At 71.5% G+C, this 16,066-nt stretch carries 14 protein-coding genes; 7 read left to right on the top strand and 7 right to left on the bottom strand.

Features of this window, described 5'->3' with window-relative positions:
- The coding region (locus GUY59_RS41560; RefSeq protein ID WP_161714978.1) for a lytic transglycosylase domain-containing protein at positions 1 to 797 on the top strand (797 nt) is incomplete at its 5' end.
- Positions 798 to 864: 67 nt separating this feature from the next.
- Here the strand turns inward: GUY59_RS41560 and GUY59_RS41555 are convergent.
- The 5 genes from GUY59_RS41555 to yczE all read right to left on the bottom strand — a co-directional run bounded on the left by GUY59_RS41555 (position 865) and on the right by yczE (position 7,476).
- The gene (locus tag GUY59_RS41555; RefSeq protein WP_138207139.1) at positions 865 to 2,250 is read right to left on the bottom strand and encodes a serine hydrolase domain-containing protein; all 1,386 of its coding nucleotides are present in this window, start codon (positions 2,248 to 2,250) and stop codon (positions 865 to 867) included.
- A 329-nt stretch (positions 2,251 to 2,579) separates the two neighbouring features.
- Positions 2,580 to 3,140: a hypothetical protein gene (locus tag GUY59_RS41550; protein ID WP_201761971.1), complete on the bottom strand. Its 561-nt coding sequence runs from the start codon at positions 3,138 to 3,140 to the stop codon at positions 2,580 to 2,582.
- A 41-nt stretch (positions 3,141 to 3,181) separates the two neighbouring features.
- On the bottom strand, positions 3,182 to 4,876 hold the full coding sequence (locus GUY59_RS41545) for a histidinol-phosphatase (protein WP_138207143.1): 1,695 nt from the start codon (positions 4,874 to 4,876) through the stop codon (positions 3,182 to 3,184).
- Between the two features lie 133 nt (positions 4,877 to 5,009).
- Entirely contained in the window at positions 5,010 to 6,767 is a 1,758-nt protein-coding gene (locus tag GUY59_RS41540) for a glycoside hydrolase family 15 protein (RefSeq protein ID WP_138207145.1), read from the bottom strand.
- A 106-nt stretch (positions 6,768 to 6,873) separates the two neighbouring features.
- On the bottom strand, positions 6,874 to 7,476 hold the full coding sequence (yczE, locus tag GUY59_RS41535; RefSeq protein WP_138207147.1) for a membrane protein YczE: 603 nt from the start codon (positions 7,474 to 7,476) through the stop codon (positions 6,874 to 6,876).
- Positions 7,477 to 7,539: 63 nt separating this feature from the next.
- Here yczE and yczR point away from each other — a divergent pair, with 63 nt between their 5' ends.
- Positions 7,540 to 8,973, top strand: coding sequence for a MocR-like transcription factor YczR (gene yczR / locus GUY59_RS41530; RefSeq protein ID WP_138207149.1), 1,434 nt, complete (start codon positions 7,540 to 7,542; stop codon positions 8,971 to 8,973).
- A 7-nt stretch (positions 8,974 to 8,980) separates the two neighbouring features.
- Here the strand turns inward: yczR and GUY59_RS41525 are convergent, their stop codons facing one another.
- Complete coding sequence (locus GUY59_RS41525) at positions 8,981 to 9,589, bottom strand: trimeric intracellular cation channel family protein (protein ID WP_138207152.1); 609 nt, start codon at positions 9,587 to 9,589, stop codon at positions 8,981 to 8,983.
- Positions 9,590 to 9,600: 11 nt separating this feature from the next.
- Complete coding sequence (locus GUY59_RS41520) at positions 9,601 to 9,891, bottom strand: hypothetical protein (protein ID WP_201761970.1); 291 nt, start codon at positions 9,889 to 9,891, stop codon at positions 9,601 to 9,603.
- Between the two features lie 155 nt (positions 9,892 to 10,046).
- Here GUY59_RS41520 and GUY59_RS41515 point away from each other — a divergent pair, with 155 nt between their 5' ends.
- The 5 genes from GUY59_RS41515 (at position 10,047) to moaA (ending at position 15,841) form a co-directional block, all read left to right on the top strand.
- Entirely contained in the window at positions 10,047 to 11,888 is a 1,842-nt protein-coding gene (locus GUY59_RS41515; RefSeq protein WP_138207154.1) for an AMP-dependent synthetase/ligase, read from the top strand.
- A 78-nt stretch (positions 11,889 to 11,966) separates the two neighbouring features.
- A complete protein-coding gene (locus GUY59_RS41510) occupies positions 11,967 to 12,824 on the top strand; it encodes a hypothetical protein (protein WP_138207156.1) in 858 nt (285 codons plus the stop codon).
- A gap of 152 nt (positions 12,825 to 12,976) precedes the next feature.
- Positions 12,977 to 13,468 carry a hypothetical protein gene (locus tag GUY59_RS41505; protein WP_138207158.1) on the top strand — a complete coding sequence of 164 codons (492 nt, stop codon included), beginning with the start codon at positions 12,977 to 12,979 and terminating at the stop codon, positions 13,466 to 13,468.
- A 271-nt stretch (positions 13,469 to 13,739) separates the two neighbouring features.
- Complete coding sequence (locus tag GUY59_RS41500; RefSeq protein ID WP_138207160.1) at positions 13,740 to 14,714, top strand: hypothetical protein; 975 nt, start codon at positions 13,740 to 13,742, stop codon at positions 14,712 to 14,714.
- A 137-nt stretch (positions 14,715 to 14,851) separates the two neighbouring features.
- On the top strand, positions 14,852 to 15,841 hold the full coding sequence (gene moaA, locus GUY59_RS41495; protein WP_138207162.1) for a GTP 3',8-cyclase MoaA: 990 nt from the start codon (positions 14,852 to 14,854) through the stop codon (positions 15,839 to 15,841).
- Positions 15,842 to 16,066: the final 225 nt, after the last annotated feature.

The raw sequence follows: 16,066 nt of genomic DNA, 5'->3' as shown, positions 1-16,066 counted from the left end.
ACGCCGCGACGCCCGCCCCCTCGCCCGCACAGTCGCCCGACCGGAAGCTCCCCGATCCCGACGAGAAGATCCCGAGGAACGCCGCGCGGTTCGCCTGGAGACTGCAGGAGACCACCTCCGCGCTCAACGACGCCATCGACGCCTGGAAGGGCAAGGACGGCAAGCCGCCGAAGGACGTCGAGCTCCTCGCCCTCCACCACCAGCGCATGTACCGCTACGCCGCCCGCCACTCCAAGATCGCCTCCCAGGCGTTCGCGCGCCTGCCGAAGGGCCTGGCCGCCCAGGCCAAGGACAACACGCGCGCCATCCGCGAGCTTCTCGCCCTGGCCCACCCGATCAAGCCGTCGACGCCGTTCAAGGTCCAGCCCGCCCGCCCCGCCGCCGAACTGCTCAAGTACTTCAAGAAGGCCGAGCGCCGGTTCGGGGTGGAGTGGGAGGTGCTGGCGGCGGTGATGCTCGCGGAGACCAAGTTCGGCCGGGTGAAGTCGGCCAGCCACGTGGGCGCCCAGGGGCCGATGCAGTTCATGCCGGCGACCTGGAAGGCGTACGGCATGGGCGGCGACGTGCACGACCCGCGCGACGCCGTGATGGCCGCGGCCAACTACCTCAAGGCCAGCGGCGCCCCCCGCGACTACCGACGCGCGCTGCACGCCTACAACCCGTCGCAGGCGTACGTCAACGCGATCCTCCTGCACGCCCGCCAGATCAAGCGCGACGCGCGGAACTACTACGTCTATTACAACTGGCAGGTGTACGTCATCACCACCGCCGGCGAGCGCCGCCTGACCGGCCCCTGACCCGATCCGTCATGATCACCCGCTCGGCAGGAATGCCGCGGGCCGTGAGCAGCCGGGGGCCGCGTTCTCAGCGCCACTGGCAGCGAGTCTGGGACGACTGGCTGCCGGTGGCGAAGGCGAACGCCTTGCCGGGCTGGGCGTCGGTTCCGGTGGTCGGCGCGCAGTGCGGGTTGGCGCCGAGGTTCATGGCCTGCTGCTCGTTGTCGCCGGTGGTGAACCACATCGCGCCGGGCGCCCCGATCGCCGGCAACGGTGTCACGTGAGTCCGGCCATCCCGGCGCACCGTGCACAGCTGGAACTTCTGGATCCGGCGCAGTGCCCGCTCCGTCGCCTCCCACGGCGTCGGCGGGCGCCCGGTGAGGAGAACGGACCGAGGCTGGTCTGCGGCGCGGTCGAGTCGCCGGCCGGGGAGTGGACATGATTTTCTCCTTGCGATCGTCGCGTAGGGGTAGCTTCCGCCGCCGCCCGGCCATCCGAGTGCCACGGAGTTCTCCACGGCAGGGGCGTCCATCCTGCCGATCGGGAAGCCCAGCGCCATCCGCGCCGGAGTGCCGAACACCTGGTCCGTACTCTCGAACGCGAGCGCGGACAGCTGCGCCAGCCGGGCGGAGTCCACGAGCTTGCCCCGCAGCACGGCGTTGAACATCGCGGCCAGACCGTGCGCGGTCGCGATACCCGCCGACGGTATATCGGCCCGCAGGATCTCGCTGTCATTGCCGACATCGGCACTCGGCCGGCTTTCCCACGGCGCGAGGATCGCATCACCGTCGTCCGGGCCGGCAGGCCATTGCCGCGCCTGCTGCTCCAGGCGCGCCAGCCCCGGCAGCGACTCCTTCGGAGCGCCGAAGTAGAGCTGCCCCTCGATACCCAGCGGCGTGGTGATCCACTCACGCAGCAGCTCGCCCATGGTCCGCCCGGTCGCGCGGCGGGCCAGCTCGCCGACCAGATAGCCGAAGGTGTAGGAGTGATAGCCCACGGCGCCGCCCGGCCGCCAGCGCGCTTCGGCGGCGGCCAGCGACTCACACACCCTGGACCAGTCGGGAAGCTCGGCCGGGGTGATCTCGCGTGGCATGGCCGGGAGACCGGCCGTGTGGGTCAGCACGTGCCGCAGCGTCGCCGAGGCCTTGCCGCGCACACCGAACTCGGGCCACAGGTCGGTGACCGGGCTGTCGTACCTGAGGTAACCACGCGCGACGAGCAGATGCGCCAGTGTGGCCGCCACGTTCTTGCCGGTCGAGAAACTGAAGATCGGCGTACCGGAGGTGACCGGTCGCCCGGTGGCCGGGTCGGCCGTGCCCGCCACCGCGTCGACGATCAGCGCGCCATCGTGATGGACGGCCACCTGCACACCGGTCTCCGCGCCGGTGGCGACCAGCGTGTCGATATGACGCTGAACCTGTTCCTGTATCTCACCCATCGCATTCCTCCACTCGCCCCGGCCGCGCGGAGACATCGTTCCTCCGGCTTACGGACAGTAGTGCCGCCCAGACCCCGCCTTTCACGGGCTCGAAGGTGCCTGGCACCGTCCCGGTCACAGGCCTCGTGGACCCTTCTCCCGCTTCCGGAAGGTAGACGACCGCCGGCGGGAGAACTCATCGCGGCCCGCGTACGGCGCTCGGAACATGGCTGTCCGCGCGGGCGCGGGAAGCGATGGCCCTGCCGCTCCGGTGCCTCAGCGCCGGTCCTTCGCCCGCCGGGATCGCGGTCGCACGGCAGCCGGGCCGGGCGCGCGCAGGCCCGTCGGACTTCTTCGACACTGCTCGGTCCACACGAGAACAGCTCCTAGGCGTGGTCGGCGCAGCAGGGGGTGGGGTCGGGCACCTCGGCCGGGGTGAGCAGGCCGCCGACGGCCGGCATGGTGAGCAGCGTCATCAGCCCGTCCCGCCAGACCGGCCTGACGTGGTCGTTCGTCACGACGATCGTGCCGTCGCCCGGCGGGCCGGGGGAGGCGAGCACCAGCACCCGCTCGATGGCCGACCCTTCGCGGATCGCGGCCACGCTCATGGTGCCGGTGAGCCGGTCGTACCCGGGGAAGGTGACGACGCGGCCGCCGCGCCGCGCCGCGTGCTCGGCCGCCGCCGTCGCCGCGCCTTCCGCCCTGGGCCCGCCGCGTTCGTCGCCGGCCGCCCACGACACGCCCGTGGGCGGGGAAACGGACCCGGGGACGGCTAGCGAGCAGGCGATGTGCGGCTCGTCGCCCGCGCGGGAGCTCGGCCTGCCGGCCGGCACGAAGTGCGTGCACCCGACGGTGCCGTCCGGCAGGCCGAGCGCCTGCGCGACGGTGCGCAGCAGGCGCTCGGCCTCGGGCAGGGTACGTGACCCCGCGTCGATCCCGAGAATCACCGGCCCACCGCTCGCGGGCCCGGCGCTCGTGGGTCCGCCGGTCATCGGCGCGGCAGGATCCAGATCGGGTTGCTGTAGAACCACAGATCGTTCCACGGGTCGGCGTCCCCGTGCACGTCGATCTGCGGCCCGTGCGGGTCCACTCCCGCCCCCAGCAGCCCGGGCGCCGAGCGTTTGCCGTCGGTTCCGCGCAGCCGCACGTACACGGGCCGGTCGACACGGCCGAGCCGGTAGGTAAAGGTGACGGTGCCGCTGTTCCTGCCCACCTCGTACGACTGCACGACCTTGGTGTCCGGCGTGGTGAAGGCGTCCTTGTCGGAGGCCGGGCCGGTGACGTCGCCCTGGATGACGTCCACCCGGGCCAGCGTGGGAACGAACTGCGCCCAGTTGGGCCGCCCCGCGAGGGCGATCTCCATGGTGAGCTCGACCCGGTCGCCCCTGCGTACGTGCAGGGTCTCGCCGAGCGTCACCCCGCTCTGCCCGTGACCGGCCGTCCTGGCCCGCACCACCAGGCCGCTGACGAGCCCGCCGTGGTCGACCCAGACGCGCCCGGCCCGCAGCCCGTCCATGAGCGCCTCGTAGGAGAAGGCGCGGCTGCCGACGTGGGTGCGGCTGTAGAAGCCGGGCCAGAAGTCGCCTGCCCCGGTGTTGGGCACGCCGCCGTGGACCGGGTCCTCGTAGCGGCCGTTGGCGTCGAAGTCGCTTTCGGGGCCGCGCTGGCTGGTGTCGCCGTACACGGTGTGGGAGTCGGAGTTGGCGGTGATCCACCACGGCCTGCCCTCGGCGAGGAGGCTGTCCCACAACCCGCCCACGGTGGCGGTCATCCAGTCGAACCCGCCGAAGGTCTTGTAGCTCTCCGCCGGGTAGCCGGGGAAGGAGTCGGCGCCGGGGCCGCCGTCGTAGTAGCCGCGTCCGCCGCCGGGCCCGTGCGGCTTCGGGATGCCGGCGGCCTGGTGACCGGGAGCGCCTTCCATGCCGACGGCGATGGACGGCTGGGCGTCGCGCCAGCCGCGGATCTCGTGCGGCGAGTCGAGGCCCTTGCGCGAGGGGTGGTTGGCGAGGAACAACGCGTCGGGGATGCGCCGCCTCCTGACCGACTCGGCCAGGAAGTTCAGCCCGGCGATGGCGAGGGCCTCGTTCTGCGGGGTGTTCGCCCCCGCGTCCTTCACCGATCCGTCGAAGGAGCTCTCGAACTCCTTGAGTGTCTCGACCTCTCGCCGGCCGGGGGCCACGAACACGGTGCCGTGCTCGGCGGCCGGGATGTTCCACTCCAGCCCCTGGAAGACCAGGGTGTCCTTGATGGCCTTTCGCGCGGCGACGATGTCGGGGTTGACCTTGTCCACCCCGATCCTGGCGTGGGTGGCGCCGCCGTGATCGGTGATGACCATCCACCCGAGCCCGTAGGCGTTGCCGTGCCGCACCTGGTCGATCACCCGGTAGATGCCGTCGCCGCTGTGCTGCGTGTGGATGTGGTGGTCGCCGGCCAGCCACAGGTAGCCGTCCTTCGGCTCCCGCCCGCCGGGTGTGGCGGCGGCCGGCCCGGCCTGGGTCCCGAGCACCCCGGCGGCCGTCAGCCCGGCGCCCAGCAGCCCGGCCCGGCGGAACATGCGCCGGCGCGACAGCTGTGCCGGCGACAGGTCCGCGTCGGGGATCGTCAGGTCGCGCGCCGCAGCCGCGCCCTTGTCCAGGGGCTCGTGGGAGTGGTCGTGATGCTGGTGGTGATGCCCGTGACCCATGCTGCTCTCTCTCGTCCGTGCCGGAAGATGGAGCTCCGGCTACGGCGGGAGCGTGGCGTAACGGGATGAATCACATGTGAACGCCGGGAGATCGTCACATGCCCGTCAAGCCACGAGGGAGCACGCGGGCCGCCTACGGCGACAGGGCGCGGGCGGCGTGGACCAGAGGCACGTGGCTGAACGCCTGCGGGAAGTTGCCCACCAGACGGTGGTAGCGGGGGTCGTACTCCTCCGCGAGCAGGCCCACGTCGTTGCGCAGCGACAGCAGGCGCTCGAACAGGTTCTTCGCCTCGTCCTTCCTGCCCTGCATCGCCATCACCTCCACCAGCCAGAAGCTGCAGGCCAGGAACGCGCCCTCGCCGCCGGGCAGGCCGTCGACGTTGTTGTCGTCGGCCAGCGGGTAACGCAGGACGAAGCCCTCGGACATGAGCTCCTTCTCGATCGCCGCCACCGTGCCGGTCATCCGCGGGTCGTCGATCGGCAGGAACCCGACCATCGGCAACATCAGCAGGGCGGCGTCGAGCTCCGCCGACCCGTACGACTGGGTGAAGGTGTTGCGCGTCTTGTCGAAGCCCTTGTCGCAGATCTCCGCGTGAACGGTGTCGCGCAGCACCCGCCACTTCTCCACCGGCCCCGTACGGCCGAACCGCTCGACGTATTTGACGGCCCGGTCGAGCGCCACCCAGCACATCACCTTGGAGTGCACGAAGTGCCGGCGGGGCCCCCGCACCTCCCACAGCCCCTCGTCGGGCTCGTCCCAGTGCTCGGTGACGTAGTCGAGCAGTTGCCGCTGAATGGCCCACGCCCGGTCGTCGGGGGACAGGCCGCGCTCGCGCGCGACGAACAGGGAGTTCATCACCTCGCCGTACACGTCGAGCTGCAACTGCTTGACCGCCTCGTTGCCGATGCGCACGGGCCGGGAGCCCTCGTAGCCGTCGAGCCAGTCGAGGCGTAGTTCGGGCAGCCGCCGTTCGCCCGCGACGCCGTACATGATCTGCAGGTCCTGCGGCCGCCCGGCGATGGCGCGCAGCAGCCAGGCGCGCCAGTCGGCTGCCTCCTCCAGGTAGCCGGAGGAGATGAGCGCGTCGAGCGTCAGCGTGGCGTCGCGCAGCCAGCAGAACCGGTAGTCCCAGTTGCGCACCCCGCCCAGGTCCTCGGGCAGCGACGTGGTGGGGGCGGCGACGACGCCTCCGGTGGGGGCGTAGGTGAGCGCCTTCAACGTGATCAGCGACCGCATCACGGCGTCGTGGTAGGGGCCGTCGTAGGCGCACCGGTCCACCCATTCCGCCCAGAACGCCTCGGTCTCGGCGAGTTGCTCCTCGCACGCGATCTGCGGCGGCATCGGCTCGTGCGACGGGTGCCAGGTGAAGACGAACGGCAGCCGCTGGCCCTCCTTGACGGTGAACGTCGCCCGGTGTGCGTAGTCGCCGCCCCTGAGCGGCACGGGGGCGTGCAGCCACACGGAGTCGGGCCCGCCGACGGCCTGCAGGTGGCCGTCGGTCCTGCGCACCCACGGCACGATGCGGCCGTAGTCGAAGCGCACCCGCACCACCGTGGACATCTCCACCGTGCCGGAGACACCCTCGACGATGCGTACGACGTCGGGGTTCTTGTCGCGGGGAGGCATGAAGTCGATCACGCGGACGGTGCCCGTCGGAGTGTCCCACTCGCTTTCGAGGATGAGCGTGTCGGGACGGTAGCGGCGCCTGTCCGCCGGTTTCCTGCCGGTGGGCCCGAGCCACCAGTGGCCGTTGCGCTCGCTGCCCAGCAGCGCCGCGAAGCACGCCGGCGAGTCGAACCTGGGCAGGCACAACCAGTCGACGGAGCCGTCCCTCGCCACCAGCGCGGCCGACTGCATGTCTCCGATCAGGGCGTAATCCTCGATCCGCATGCCTAGACGCTACCGGAACCGGCCGTGGTGCTCCGGTCTCGCGCCGGTCAGGTGATTCCGCGGCCGGGCCGGGTCATGTCGCGTCATGCCCGGACCGGCCACGGGATCACGTCAGCGGGAACCAGCGGGTGAACAGCTGCGTCAACGGCCCGATGGCCAGCGCGAACACCAGCGTTCCCACGCCGACGGTGCCGCCGAGCAGCCACCCGGCGGCCAGCACGGTGACCTCGATGAGGAAGCGCCCGAGCCGTACGGACAGCCCGAGCCGCATCAGCCCTGTCATGATGCCGTCGCGCGGGCCGGCGCCCATGCCGGCGCCGATGTACAACCCCGTGGCCAGCGCGATGGACACCACCCCGAGCACGATGTACGACGCCTGCACCGCGAGGTGCCCCGGCGTGGGCAGCAGGTAGATCGCGGTGTCGGCGAACACTCCCACGAACACCACGTTGCTGAGGGTCCCGAAGCCCGGCTTCTGCTTCAGGGGGATCCACAGCAGCATGACCAGGGCGCCGACGATGATGATGACGGTGCCCATGGTCATCCCCGATCTGAAGGAGAGGCCCTGGTGGAAGACGTCCCAGGGGCCGTTGCCCAGGCCTGACTCCACCTGGAGCGCGATGCCGAGCCCGTACAGTGCCAGCCCGCCGTAGAGGCGGAGCAGCCGGGCGGGCAGGGGGGCCACTCGTGGGGCGGTCGTGTCGCTCATAGTGGCCCCAGAATGGCAGGGTATTTCCTTGCTAAAATAGAACCAATCACGAAAAGTGGCCTTATGAGACACGTGTCGGCGACCCAGCTGGCCAGGCTCCTCACGATCGACCCGGCCGCCCGGCCCTACTACTGCGCCCTGGCCGACGGTGTGCGGACCCTCGTCATGGACGGCCGGCTGCCCGTGCGGATCCGCCTGCCGGCCGAGCGCCACCTGGCCGAGACGCTCAAGGTCAGCCGCACCACCGTGACCGCCGCCTACGACCTCCTGCGCCGACGAGGCTACCTGCAGAGCCGCCAGGGCTCGGGCAGCTGGACGACCCTGCCCGACCCGGCCACCACCGCCGACAACCCCTGGCTCGGCACCGACCAGGACGGCCTCATCCAGCTCCAGGCCGCCGCCCCGCCCGCGCCCACGGCGCTGCGCGAGGCCATGGAGCAGGCGCTGGAGGACCTGCCGAGGTACGGCATGGGCATCGGCTACGACCCCATGGGCCTGCCGATGCTCAGGGAGCGCATCGCCTCCGCCTACACCGCCAGGGGGCTGGCGACCAGGGCCGAGCAGATCGTCGTCACCACTGGCTCCCAGCACGCCATCCAGCTCCTGACCGGGCTGCTCGTCGGCCGGGGCGACGCCGTGATCGTGGAGTCGCCCACGTACCCGCACGCCATCGACGCGGCCCGCCGCGCCGGCGCCAGGATGGTCCCCGTCGGGATCTCCCACGAAGGCTGGCAGGAGGACCTGCTGGTCTGTGCCATGCGCCAGTCGGCCAGCCGTCTCGCCTACCTCATGCCCGACTTCCAGAACCCGACCGGCGCGCTCATGGACGACGCCACCCGCGCCGCCGTCGTGGCCGCGGCCCGGCGGGTGGACACGCTGCTGCTGGTGGACGAGACCTGGTCGGAGCTGGCGCTGGACGAGGTGCCGCGCACGGCGCCGATGGGCTCGTTCGACACCGACAGCCGCGTGATCAGCATCGGCTCGGCGTCGAAATTGTGGTGGGGCGGGCTGCGCATCGGCTGGATCCGCGCCACGGCCGCGCTGGCCCGCCGGCTGGCCCTGTCCCGCGCCGCGGTGGACATCGCCAGCCCCGTGATGGAGCAGCTCGCGGTGGCGCGGCTGTTCGACCGGCTGGAGGAGACGCGGGCCGAGCGCCGCCGCACGTTGCGCGCCTCCCGCGACGCGCTGGTGTCCGGGCTGCGCGAGCACCTGCCGGAGTGGACGTTCGCCGTGCCGCGCGGCGGGGGCACGCTCTGGGTGCGCCTCGGCGAGCGGGGCGGAGCCACCCCGCTCGCCGAGGCGGCCGCCTGCCACGGCGTACGCCTCGCGCCCGGCCCGTGGTTCGGCGTGGAGGGAACGCTGGAGGGCTACCTGCGGCTGCCGTACACCCAGCCGCCCCAGGTCCTGCAGGACGCGCTCGTCCGGATCCGCGCCGCCCGCGACCACGGCCCCGCCGGTGCCTCCCGGCCGCCCGAGCCCCTCATCGCGATGGTGTGAGGGCCGCTCACTCGCCGGCCTCCCGGGCCAGCGGCGCCCGCCAGTTGCGGCGCATCGCCACGATGCGCAGCCCGAACGCCAGCACCGCCGCCGCCAGCGTCGCGGGCCAGCCGTGCTGGCCGTACGAGAACAGCGCCGCCATCGTCGCCGACCCCACCAGGGCGGGCACGGCGTAGAGCTGGCGATCGTGGAGCAGCGTCGGGATCTCCCTGGCCAGCACGTCGCGCAGCATGCCGCCGCCCACGGCCGTGGTGATCCCCAGCACGGTGGCGTGCAGCGGGCTGAGGCCGTACTCCATGGCCTTGCCCGTGCCGACCGCGCAGAACAGGCCGAGGCCCGCCGCGTCCAGCACCAGGATGACCGGCATCACCCTGGCGACGTGCGGATGCCAGTAGAAGACGATCACCGTCGCCGCCAGCGGCACCAGCACGTAGCCGACGCTTTGGAAGGCGGCGGGCCGGACGTTGAGTATGAGGTCGCGTACGACGCCCCCGCCGAGGGCGGTGATCTCGGCGAGCATCGCCATCCCGACCACGTCGAGCCGTTTGCGCACCCCCATCAGCGCCCCCGTGAGCGCGAAGACGAAGATGCCGGCCAGGTCGAGAATTTCGGACACGTTGGGATTGTCTACCGCATGGCGGGCTCATGGTGCTGTGCCATCATCACCCGCAGCCGCCGGGTGAACATGAACAGCGCGAACCCCGCCGCGATCGCCGCCAGCGCCAGCACCAGGTAGTACATGGGTTCGGACAGCACGGCGGTGAGCCGCCCTGCCTGACCGCCGATCGCGTCGCCCACCGACACCGCGATGAACCGGACGCCGAGGACGCGGTCGGCGATCCACCCACGGGGCAACGCCACCAGGCAGATGAGCGCCGCGTAGACGCCCACGACCGCCTGGGCCGTCACGTCCGACATGCCGAGGCCCTGGTGGGCGGGCGAGGCGGCCAGACCGATATGTCGCTCCGGGTGAAGGGACGCGGGTCTTCCCCCGCGAGGTCTTGCCGCCACCGGTGCCGTGTGGTGCGATGCATGCCATTCACGCAAGTGAATACTGACGGGAGGCGCGCGCCATGGCCGAAGTCCTCGACGTGCGAACGGGGATCCAGCGGCAGATCAGCGGGATCACCGTCTGCGGACAGCTCGCTCAGGCCGCCGAGCAGCACCCCGACGCACCCGCCTACTCCGATCCCGACGGAGACGGCTGGCGCACGCTGACCTACGCGCAGGCCAGGCAGCGGGTCCTGGAGATCGCCGCGGGATTCGCCGCGCTGGAGCTCCAGCCTGGCGACACCGTGGCGCTCATGATGGTCAACCGCAGCGAGCACGTGCTCGCCGACCTCGGCGTGGTGCACGCGGGCGGCGCCGGCTGCACGGTCTACTCGACCTTCGCGCCCGAACAGATCGCGTTCGTTGCCGGCGACGTGGGGGCGAAGTTCGCGGTGCTCGGCGGACCGGCCGAACTGGCGCGCTGGCAGCCGGTGCTCGAACGGCTCGACGGCCTGCGCCGCATCATCATGCTGGAGGGCGCGCCCGACGGCGAACGTTTCCTGGCGTGGACGGACCTCCTCCGGCTGGGCCGCGAACGCCTGGCCGCCGACCCCGGCCAGGTCGAGGCCCGCTGGCGCGCGGTCACCCCTGACGACGTGGTCAGCGTGCTCTACACCTCCGGCACCACCGGCATGCCCAAGGGCGTGCCCCTGACGCACACGAACGTCTTCTACGAGGTCGCCTCCACCGACCGCCTCACCTCGCTGCCCACCCACGGCACCCAGATCTCCTACCTGACCTACGCGCACATCGCCGAGCGGGTGCTCAGCCTCTACCTGCCGCTGGTCAAGACCTCCCACGTCTACTTCTGCACCGACCTCGCCAACCTGGGGGCCACACTGGGGCAGGTCAGGCCGATGATGTTCTTCGGGGTGCCCCGGGTGTGGGAGAAGATGATGGCCCGCCTCCTGGCCGTGCTCGCCACGCAGCCGGAGGAGCAGCAGGCCGCCGTACGCGCGGCCATGAAGGCCGGCGTCGCCTACGTCGAGGCCGGTCAGTACGGCGGAACCGTCACCCCCGAGATCCAGGCCGCCTACGACCAGGCCGACGCCTCGCTCCTGTCGGTCGTCCGCGGCATGATCGGGTTCGACCGCGCGCAGTGGACCGCCACGGGCGCCGCGCCCCTTCCCTCCGAGGTGCAGCGCTTCTACGCCGGGCTCGGGCTCAAGGTCATCGACGTGTACGGCATGACGGAGACGACCGGCGCGTTCACCGGCAACAGCCCCGCCTGCTACCGCCTGGGCAGCGTCGGCAGGGCCCAACCCGGCGTCGAGATCCGCATCGCCGGCGACGGCGAGGTCCTCACCCGCAGCCCGCTCAACACCGCCGGCTACCTCAACCGTCCCGAGGCCACCGCCGAGCTCATCGACGACGACGGCTGGCTGCACACCGGCGACATCGGCACGGTCGACGACGACGGCTTCTACCGGATCGTCGACCGCAAGAAGGAGCTGATCATCACCGCGGGCGGCGAGAACATCTCCCCGGCGGAGATCGAGAATCATCTCAAGGAGCACGCGCTCATCGGGCAGGCCCTCGCCTACGGCGACAACCGGCCGCATCCGGTGGCCGTGCTGACCCTCGACGGCGAGATCGCGCCGGGCTGGGCGCAGGCCCGGGGCATCACGGTCTCCTCGCTCGCCGAGCTGGCCGGGCATCCCGAGGTGCTCAAGGAGGTGGAGGCCGCGGTCGAGGCGGCCAACGCCAAGCTGGCGCGGGTGCAGCAGGTGAAGAAGTGGGCCCTGCTCGGGTCCGAGTGGACCGCCGAGACCGGAGAGCTCACCCCGAGCCTCAAACTCAAGCGGCGCGTCGTGCACGCGAAGTACGCCGACGTCATCGACGGGCTCTACGCCGGTCCCGGCTGAGCGCTCTTGCGTGGTTTTGCCATTAGGGGCGTGTGTTGTGGTCCTGGTCATGACCGGTGGGTTCCTAGCGTCACGGTCATGACCAGAAGCCTTCTTCTCGTCTCGCTCGCGGCGGGATCGCTCTCGGCGGGGTCGCTCATGGCGCCCGCGCCCGCGACCTCCGCCGCGACCGAGCTCGCCATCCGATCCATCACCGTACGTCCAGCGGAGCCCGTCGCCGGGCCGAAGGGCTCCGTCCGCCTGGTGATCGACGTGATCGCCCGCGGCACGCGAGGCAAGCACGGCGTCTCCGTCGAGGTCGAACCGGGCGCCCCGCCCGGCCCGACGCTCAGCTCGAAGACGACGCCGGTGAAGAACCCGCCGGCGCCCACGCCGACACGCACGCCCGAGGAGGAGGACTCGCCGGCCCCGCGGCCCGCCTCACGCGAGGCCACCTCGGACCTGCCTCCGATGCTGGCGTGGCGGGCGGCCGCGCCGGTTCGGGCAGAGACCTGGGAGACCTGGCGCTTCCTGCCCGACAAGAAACTGAACCGTTACTACCCGACGGGCACGTGGACGATCACCGCCACCGCCAAGGGCCCGGACGGCGCGACGGTCACCGAGTACGAGTCGTTCCAGCTCAGGCGGGACGCGAAGCTCGCCTCCGTGCGGGTGGACGGGACGGCGGGCGGGAAGGTACGGCTTCGGGGGTCGCTGACCAGGGTCGATCCGCGCGGGCTCACCGACTACGGTCCGTTCGCCAAGCAGCGGCTGGAGATCCTCTGGCGTGCCGGCGACTCCTCGCCCTGGGAGCGCATCGGTGAGGTGCGTACCGACGCCTCCGGTTCCTTCGCCACGACGGTCGCGGGTCGTACCGGGGGATTCTGGCGCGTCCGCTACCCCGGAACGGGACATTACGCCTCAGACCTCTCTAAAATTCGACAAATCACTCAATAGTGCGTCAAACATAAATAATTCCGCGTACGACCTAAACCGCTGTTGCAGAATCGTGATCAACTGCGTCGCAACTTTTCTTTACCCTTACGCGTCATTGGCCAATGACGTGCTCCGTCCTGGGGTGCGTTTCCAGACGGGGAAGGAAATCAATTTTGAAGACGCGACGTCTCGCCGCCGGCCTGGCGGCTGCCGCCTTGGGCGCGACAATGGTGGCCACCGCCGCCTCGCCCGCGCTCGCCGACCCGGGCATCGATCCGGTCGCGGGCGGCCACACGAGCCTGCAGTTCGACGCCAACCCCGAGCCCGCCTGGCGGGGCCGGCCCATCACCCTTGAGGGCAAGCTCTCCGTCGAGTGCGACAAGGACTACATCAGTGGTCTCGTCTCGGTGCACCACGCCGACCACTGCAAGAGCTCCGAGCGCTGGCACCGCCTGGCCTGGAAGCGGATCGTGATCCTCTTCCAGCCGGCGGACAGCGGCAAGTGGGAATACGTCGAAACGGTCAAGACCGGCCACAGGGGCTACTTCCACACGAAGGTCCCCGCCCGCACGTCGGGCACCTGGCGCGCCGTCTTCAAGGGCGCCAGGTGGCTGGACGGTGCCGAGAGCACGGACTGGGTCCGGGTCATCGGCCACCGCCACTAGCCACACCCTCGGGACGCCCGGCCTCATCAGGCCGGGCGTTCGCCATGTCAGCCCGGCGGGCTCTGTACGGCACGGCCACCCGGACACGGTGGTGCCGGGGCGTCTCGGCCGCGTCCACCAGCGTGGCGGCGAGGTCGGCGTACGAGAAACGCCCAAGGTGCCCACCGAATCTTCGCGCGCCATGGAAGCGACGGCCTGCTCACCAGAGCTGGCACGTCCAGGCTGTCCCACGGTGTACGGATGACACCCTGGTGGGGCAGGCTGGGGGGCCATGAGGGTCCTGATACTGGGCGGCACGTGGTTCCTGGGGCGCCGCATAACCGAACGCCTCGCGGACCGCGGCGACCAGCTGCTCGTCCTGCACCGTGGTTCCGACCGTTCCGCACCCGGCGTGCCGGGTGCCCATCTGCACACCGACCGTCACGATCTGGCGCGGCACGCCCACCAGATCAAGGACTTCACGCCGCAGGCCGTGGTCGACACCCACGCCCTCACCGGCGCCGACGTGGACGCCGTCCTGCCGCTGCTGCCGCACGTGCCGACCGTGGTGCTGTCCAGCCAGGACGTGTACGAAGCGTTCACGGGCCTGCAGACGGGACGCTGCCTGGCGCCCGTGCCGATCACCGAGGAGTCCGAGCTGCGCCGCGAACGCCACCCCCACCGGGGTGCGGGTTTCCCCGGCGTGCCCGACGACTACGACAAGCTCGACGTGGAGGAACGCTGGCTGGCGCGCGGCGCCGTCGTCCTGCGGCTGCCGCTGATCTACGGCCCGCACGACTGGCAGCGCAGGGAGGAGCCGATCCTGCGCCGCGTCCGCGCGGGCCGCGACCGCATCCCGGTCGGCGCCGCCAACCTGCTGTGGACCAAGGGGTACGTCGACGACCTGGCGACCGGCGTCCTGTCGGCCCTCGACCACCGCTCCGCCGACGGTCTGGCCGTCAACCTGGGGGAGACGGCCACGGTGACGGTGGGCGCCTGGTTCGAGCAGATCCTCGGCGCCGCCGGTTCGCGGGCCCGGCTGGAAAGGGTGCCGGACGGCCGCATCCCGCCCGACCTGGCGTTGTCGGGAGCACCCGCCCAGCACCTGGTGGTCAGCTCGGCACGCGCCCGGACCCTGCTCGGCTGGGCGCCGGGCGACCCCGCCGCGCACGTCGCCGAATCGGTGCGCTGGCATCTGGCCCACCCGCCGGAGGACGCCTGGTCGGATGAGGACACCGCAGCGGACGACGCCGCCCTCGCCGGCTGAGACAGGGCCGGTTCGCGTACCCGGGAGGAATCGATCACTATGGGGATGTGTTGTCCTGGCAGGGAGGGGCGGCGAAAAGCGCCTCCCTGCCGGGTCATAGTCTGGTCCCCGGGCGAACGAACAGGAGGTGACGCCCCATGTTGCGAGACTCGTTCGGACGGGTGGCGACGGATCTTCGGGTGTCCCTCACGGACAAGTGCAACCTGCGCTGCACCTATTGCATGCCGCCGGAAGGGCTCGACTGGCTGCCCAACCCGCAGTTGCTCACCGCCGACGAGATCGTCCGCCTGGTGAGCATCGGCGTCGAACGCCTGGGCGTCACCGAGGTGCGTTACACCGGCGGCGAGCCTCTGCTCAGGCGCGAGCTGGCCGACGTCGTCGCCCGCACCACCGCGCTCACCCCCAGGCCGCAGGTGTCGCTCACCACCAACGGCATCGGCCTGGCCCGCCTGGCGGGCCCGCTGGCCGAGGCCGGGCTCGACCGGGTCAACATCTCGCTCGACACCCTCGATCCCGGCACGTTCAAGCGGCTCGCGCACCGCGACCGGCACGCCGACGTGATCGCCGGACTGGCCGCCGCGGACGAGGCGGGCCTGCGGCCCGTGAAGGTCAACGCGGTCCTCATGCGCGGCGTCAACGACCACGAGGCGGTGCCGCTCCTGCGCTGGTGCCTCGACCAGGGGTACGAACTGCGCTTCATCGAGCAGATGCCGCTGGACGCGCAGCACGGCTGGAGCCGCGAGGGCATGGTCACCGCCGACGAGATCCTTGGGATGCTGTCCGCCTCGTTCGACCTGACGGCCGACGACCTGGAGGAGCGCGGCAGCGCCCCCGCCGAACGGTTTCTCGTCAACGGCGGGCCGGCGCGGGTGGGGGTCATCGGCTCGGTGACGCGCCCGTTCTGCGGCTCGTGCGACCGGGTCCGGCTCACCGCCGACGGCCAGGTGCGCAACTGCCTGTTCGCCACCGAGGAGTCCGACCTCAAGACCCCCATGCGCGCGGGCGCGTCCGACGACGAACTGGCCGGCAGGTGGGTGGCCGCGGTCGCCCGCAAGCGCGCGGGGCACGGTATCGACGACCCGTCCTTCCTCCAGCCCGCCCGCCCCATGTCCGCCATCGGCGGCTGAACCGCACAGCGGCCCCCGGGACCACCAGCCGCTGTCTCTTCCTCCGCCACCCGATCGGGCATCCCGCCGCCGAGCCAGGACGCGTCACGGGTTCGCGCGTGGGTCACCGTGTCACGGGATCGTGCGGCCCGATGTGGGCGCGTCGCCCGGAGCGCGGGCCGTCCCGTCACGGGGAAGGCGCCTGTCGTGACCGTGCGGGCGAGGATGTGGTGAGGTGGGTGAGGG

It is taken from the genome of Nonomuraea sp. K271 (assembly GCF_009908215.1).
Taxonomy (GTDB): Bacteria; Actinomycetota; Actinomycetes; order Streptosporangiales; family Streptosporangiaceae; genus Nonomuraea; species Nonomuraea longispora.
The sequence above is the reverse complement of the archived record's forward strand: the minus strand, read 5'-3'. Positions and strand labels throughout refer to the sequence as shown.

Coding starts and splice junctions, on each gene's coding strand:
- GUY59_RS41555 (WP_138207139.1), bottom strand. CDS start 2,250: ATGTCTCCGCGCGGCCGGGGCGAGTGGAGGAATGCGATGGGTGAGATA.
- yczE (WP_138207147.1), bottom strand. CDS start 7,476: ATGAGCGACACGACCGCCCCACGAGTGGCCCCCCTGCCCGCCCGGCTG.
- GUY59_RS41540 (WP_138207145.1), bottom strand. CDS start 6,767: ATGCGGATCGAGGATTACGCCCTGATCGGAGACATGCAGTCGGCCGCG.
- GUY59_RS41510 (WP_138207156.1), top strand. CDS start 11,967: ATGACCAGAAGCCTTCTTCTCGTCTCGCTCGCGGCGGGATCGCTCTCG.
- moaA (WP_138207162.1), top strand. CDS start 14,852: ATGTTGCGAGACTCGTTCGGACGGGTGGCGACGGATCTTCGGGTGTCC.
- GUY59_RS41515 (WP_138207154.1), top strand. CDS start 10,047: ATGGCCGAAGTCCTCGACGTGCGAACGGGGATCCAGCGGCAGATCAGC.
- GUY59_RS41500 (WP_138207160.1), top strand. CDS start 13,740: ATGAGGGTCCTGATACTGGGCGGCACGTGGTTCCTGGGGCGCCGCATA.
- GUY59_RS41545 (WP_138207143.1), bottom strand. CDS start 4,876: ATGGGTCACGGGCATCACCACCAGCATCACGACCACTCCCACGAGCCC.
- yczR (WP_138207149.1), top strand. CDS start 7,540: ATGAGACACGTGTCGGCGACCCAGCTGGCCAGGCTCCTCACGATCGAC.
- GUY59_RS41520 (WP_201761970.1), bottom strand. CDS start 9,891: ATGTCGGACGTGACGGCCCAGGCGGTCGTGGGCGTCTACGCGGCGCTC.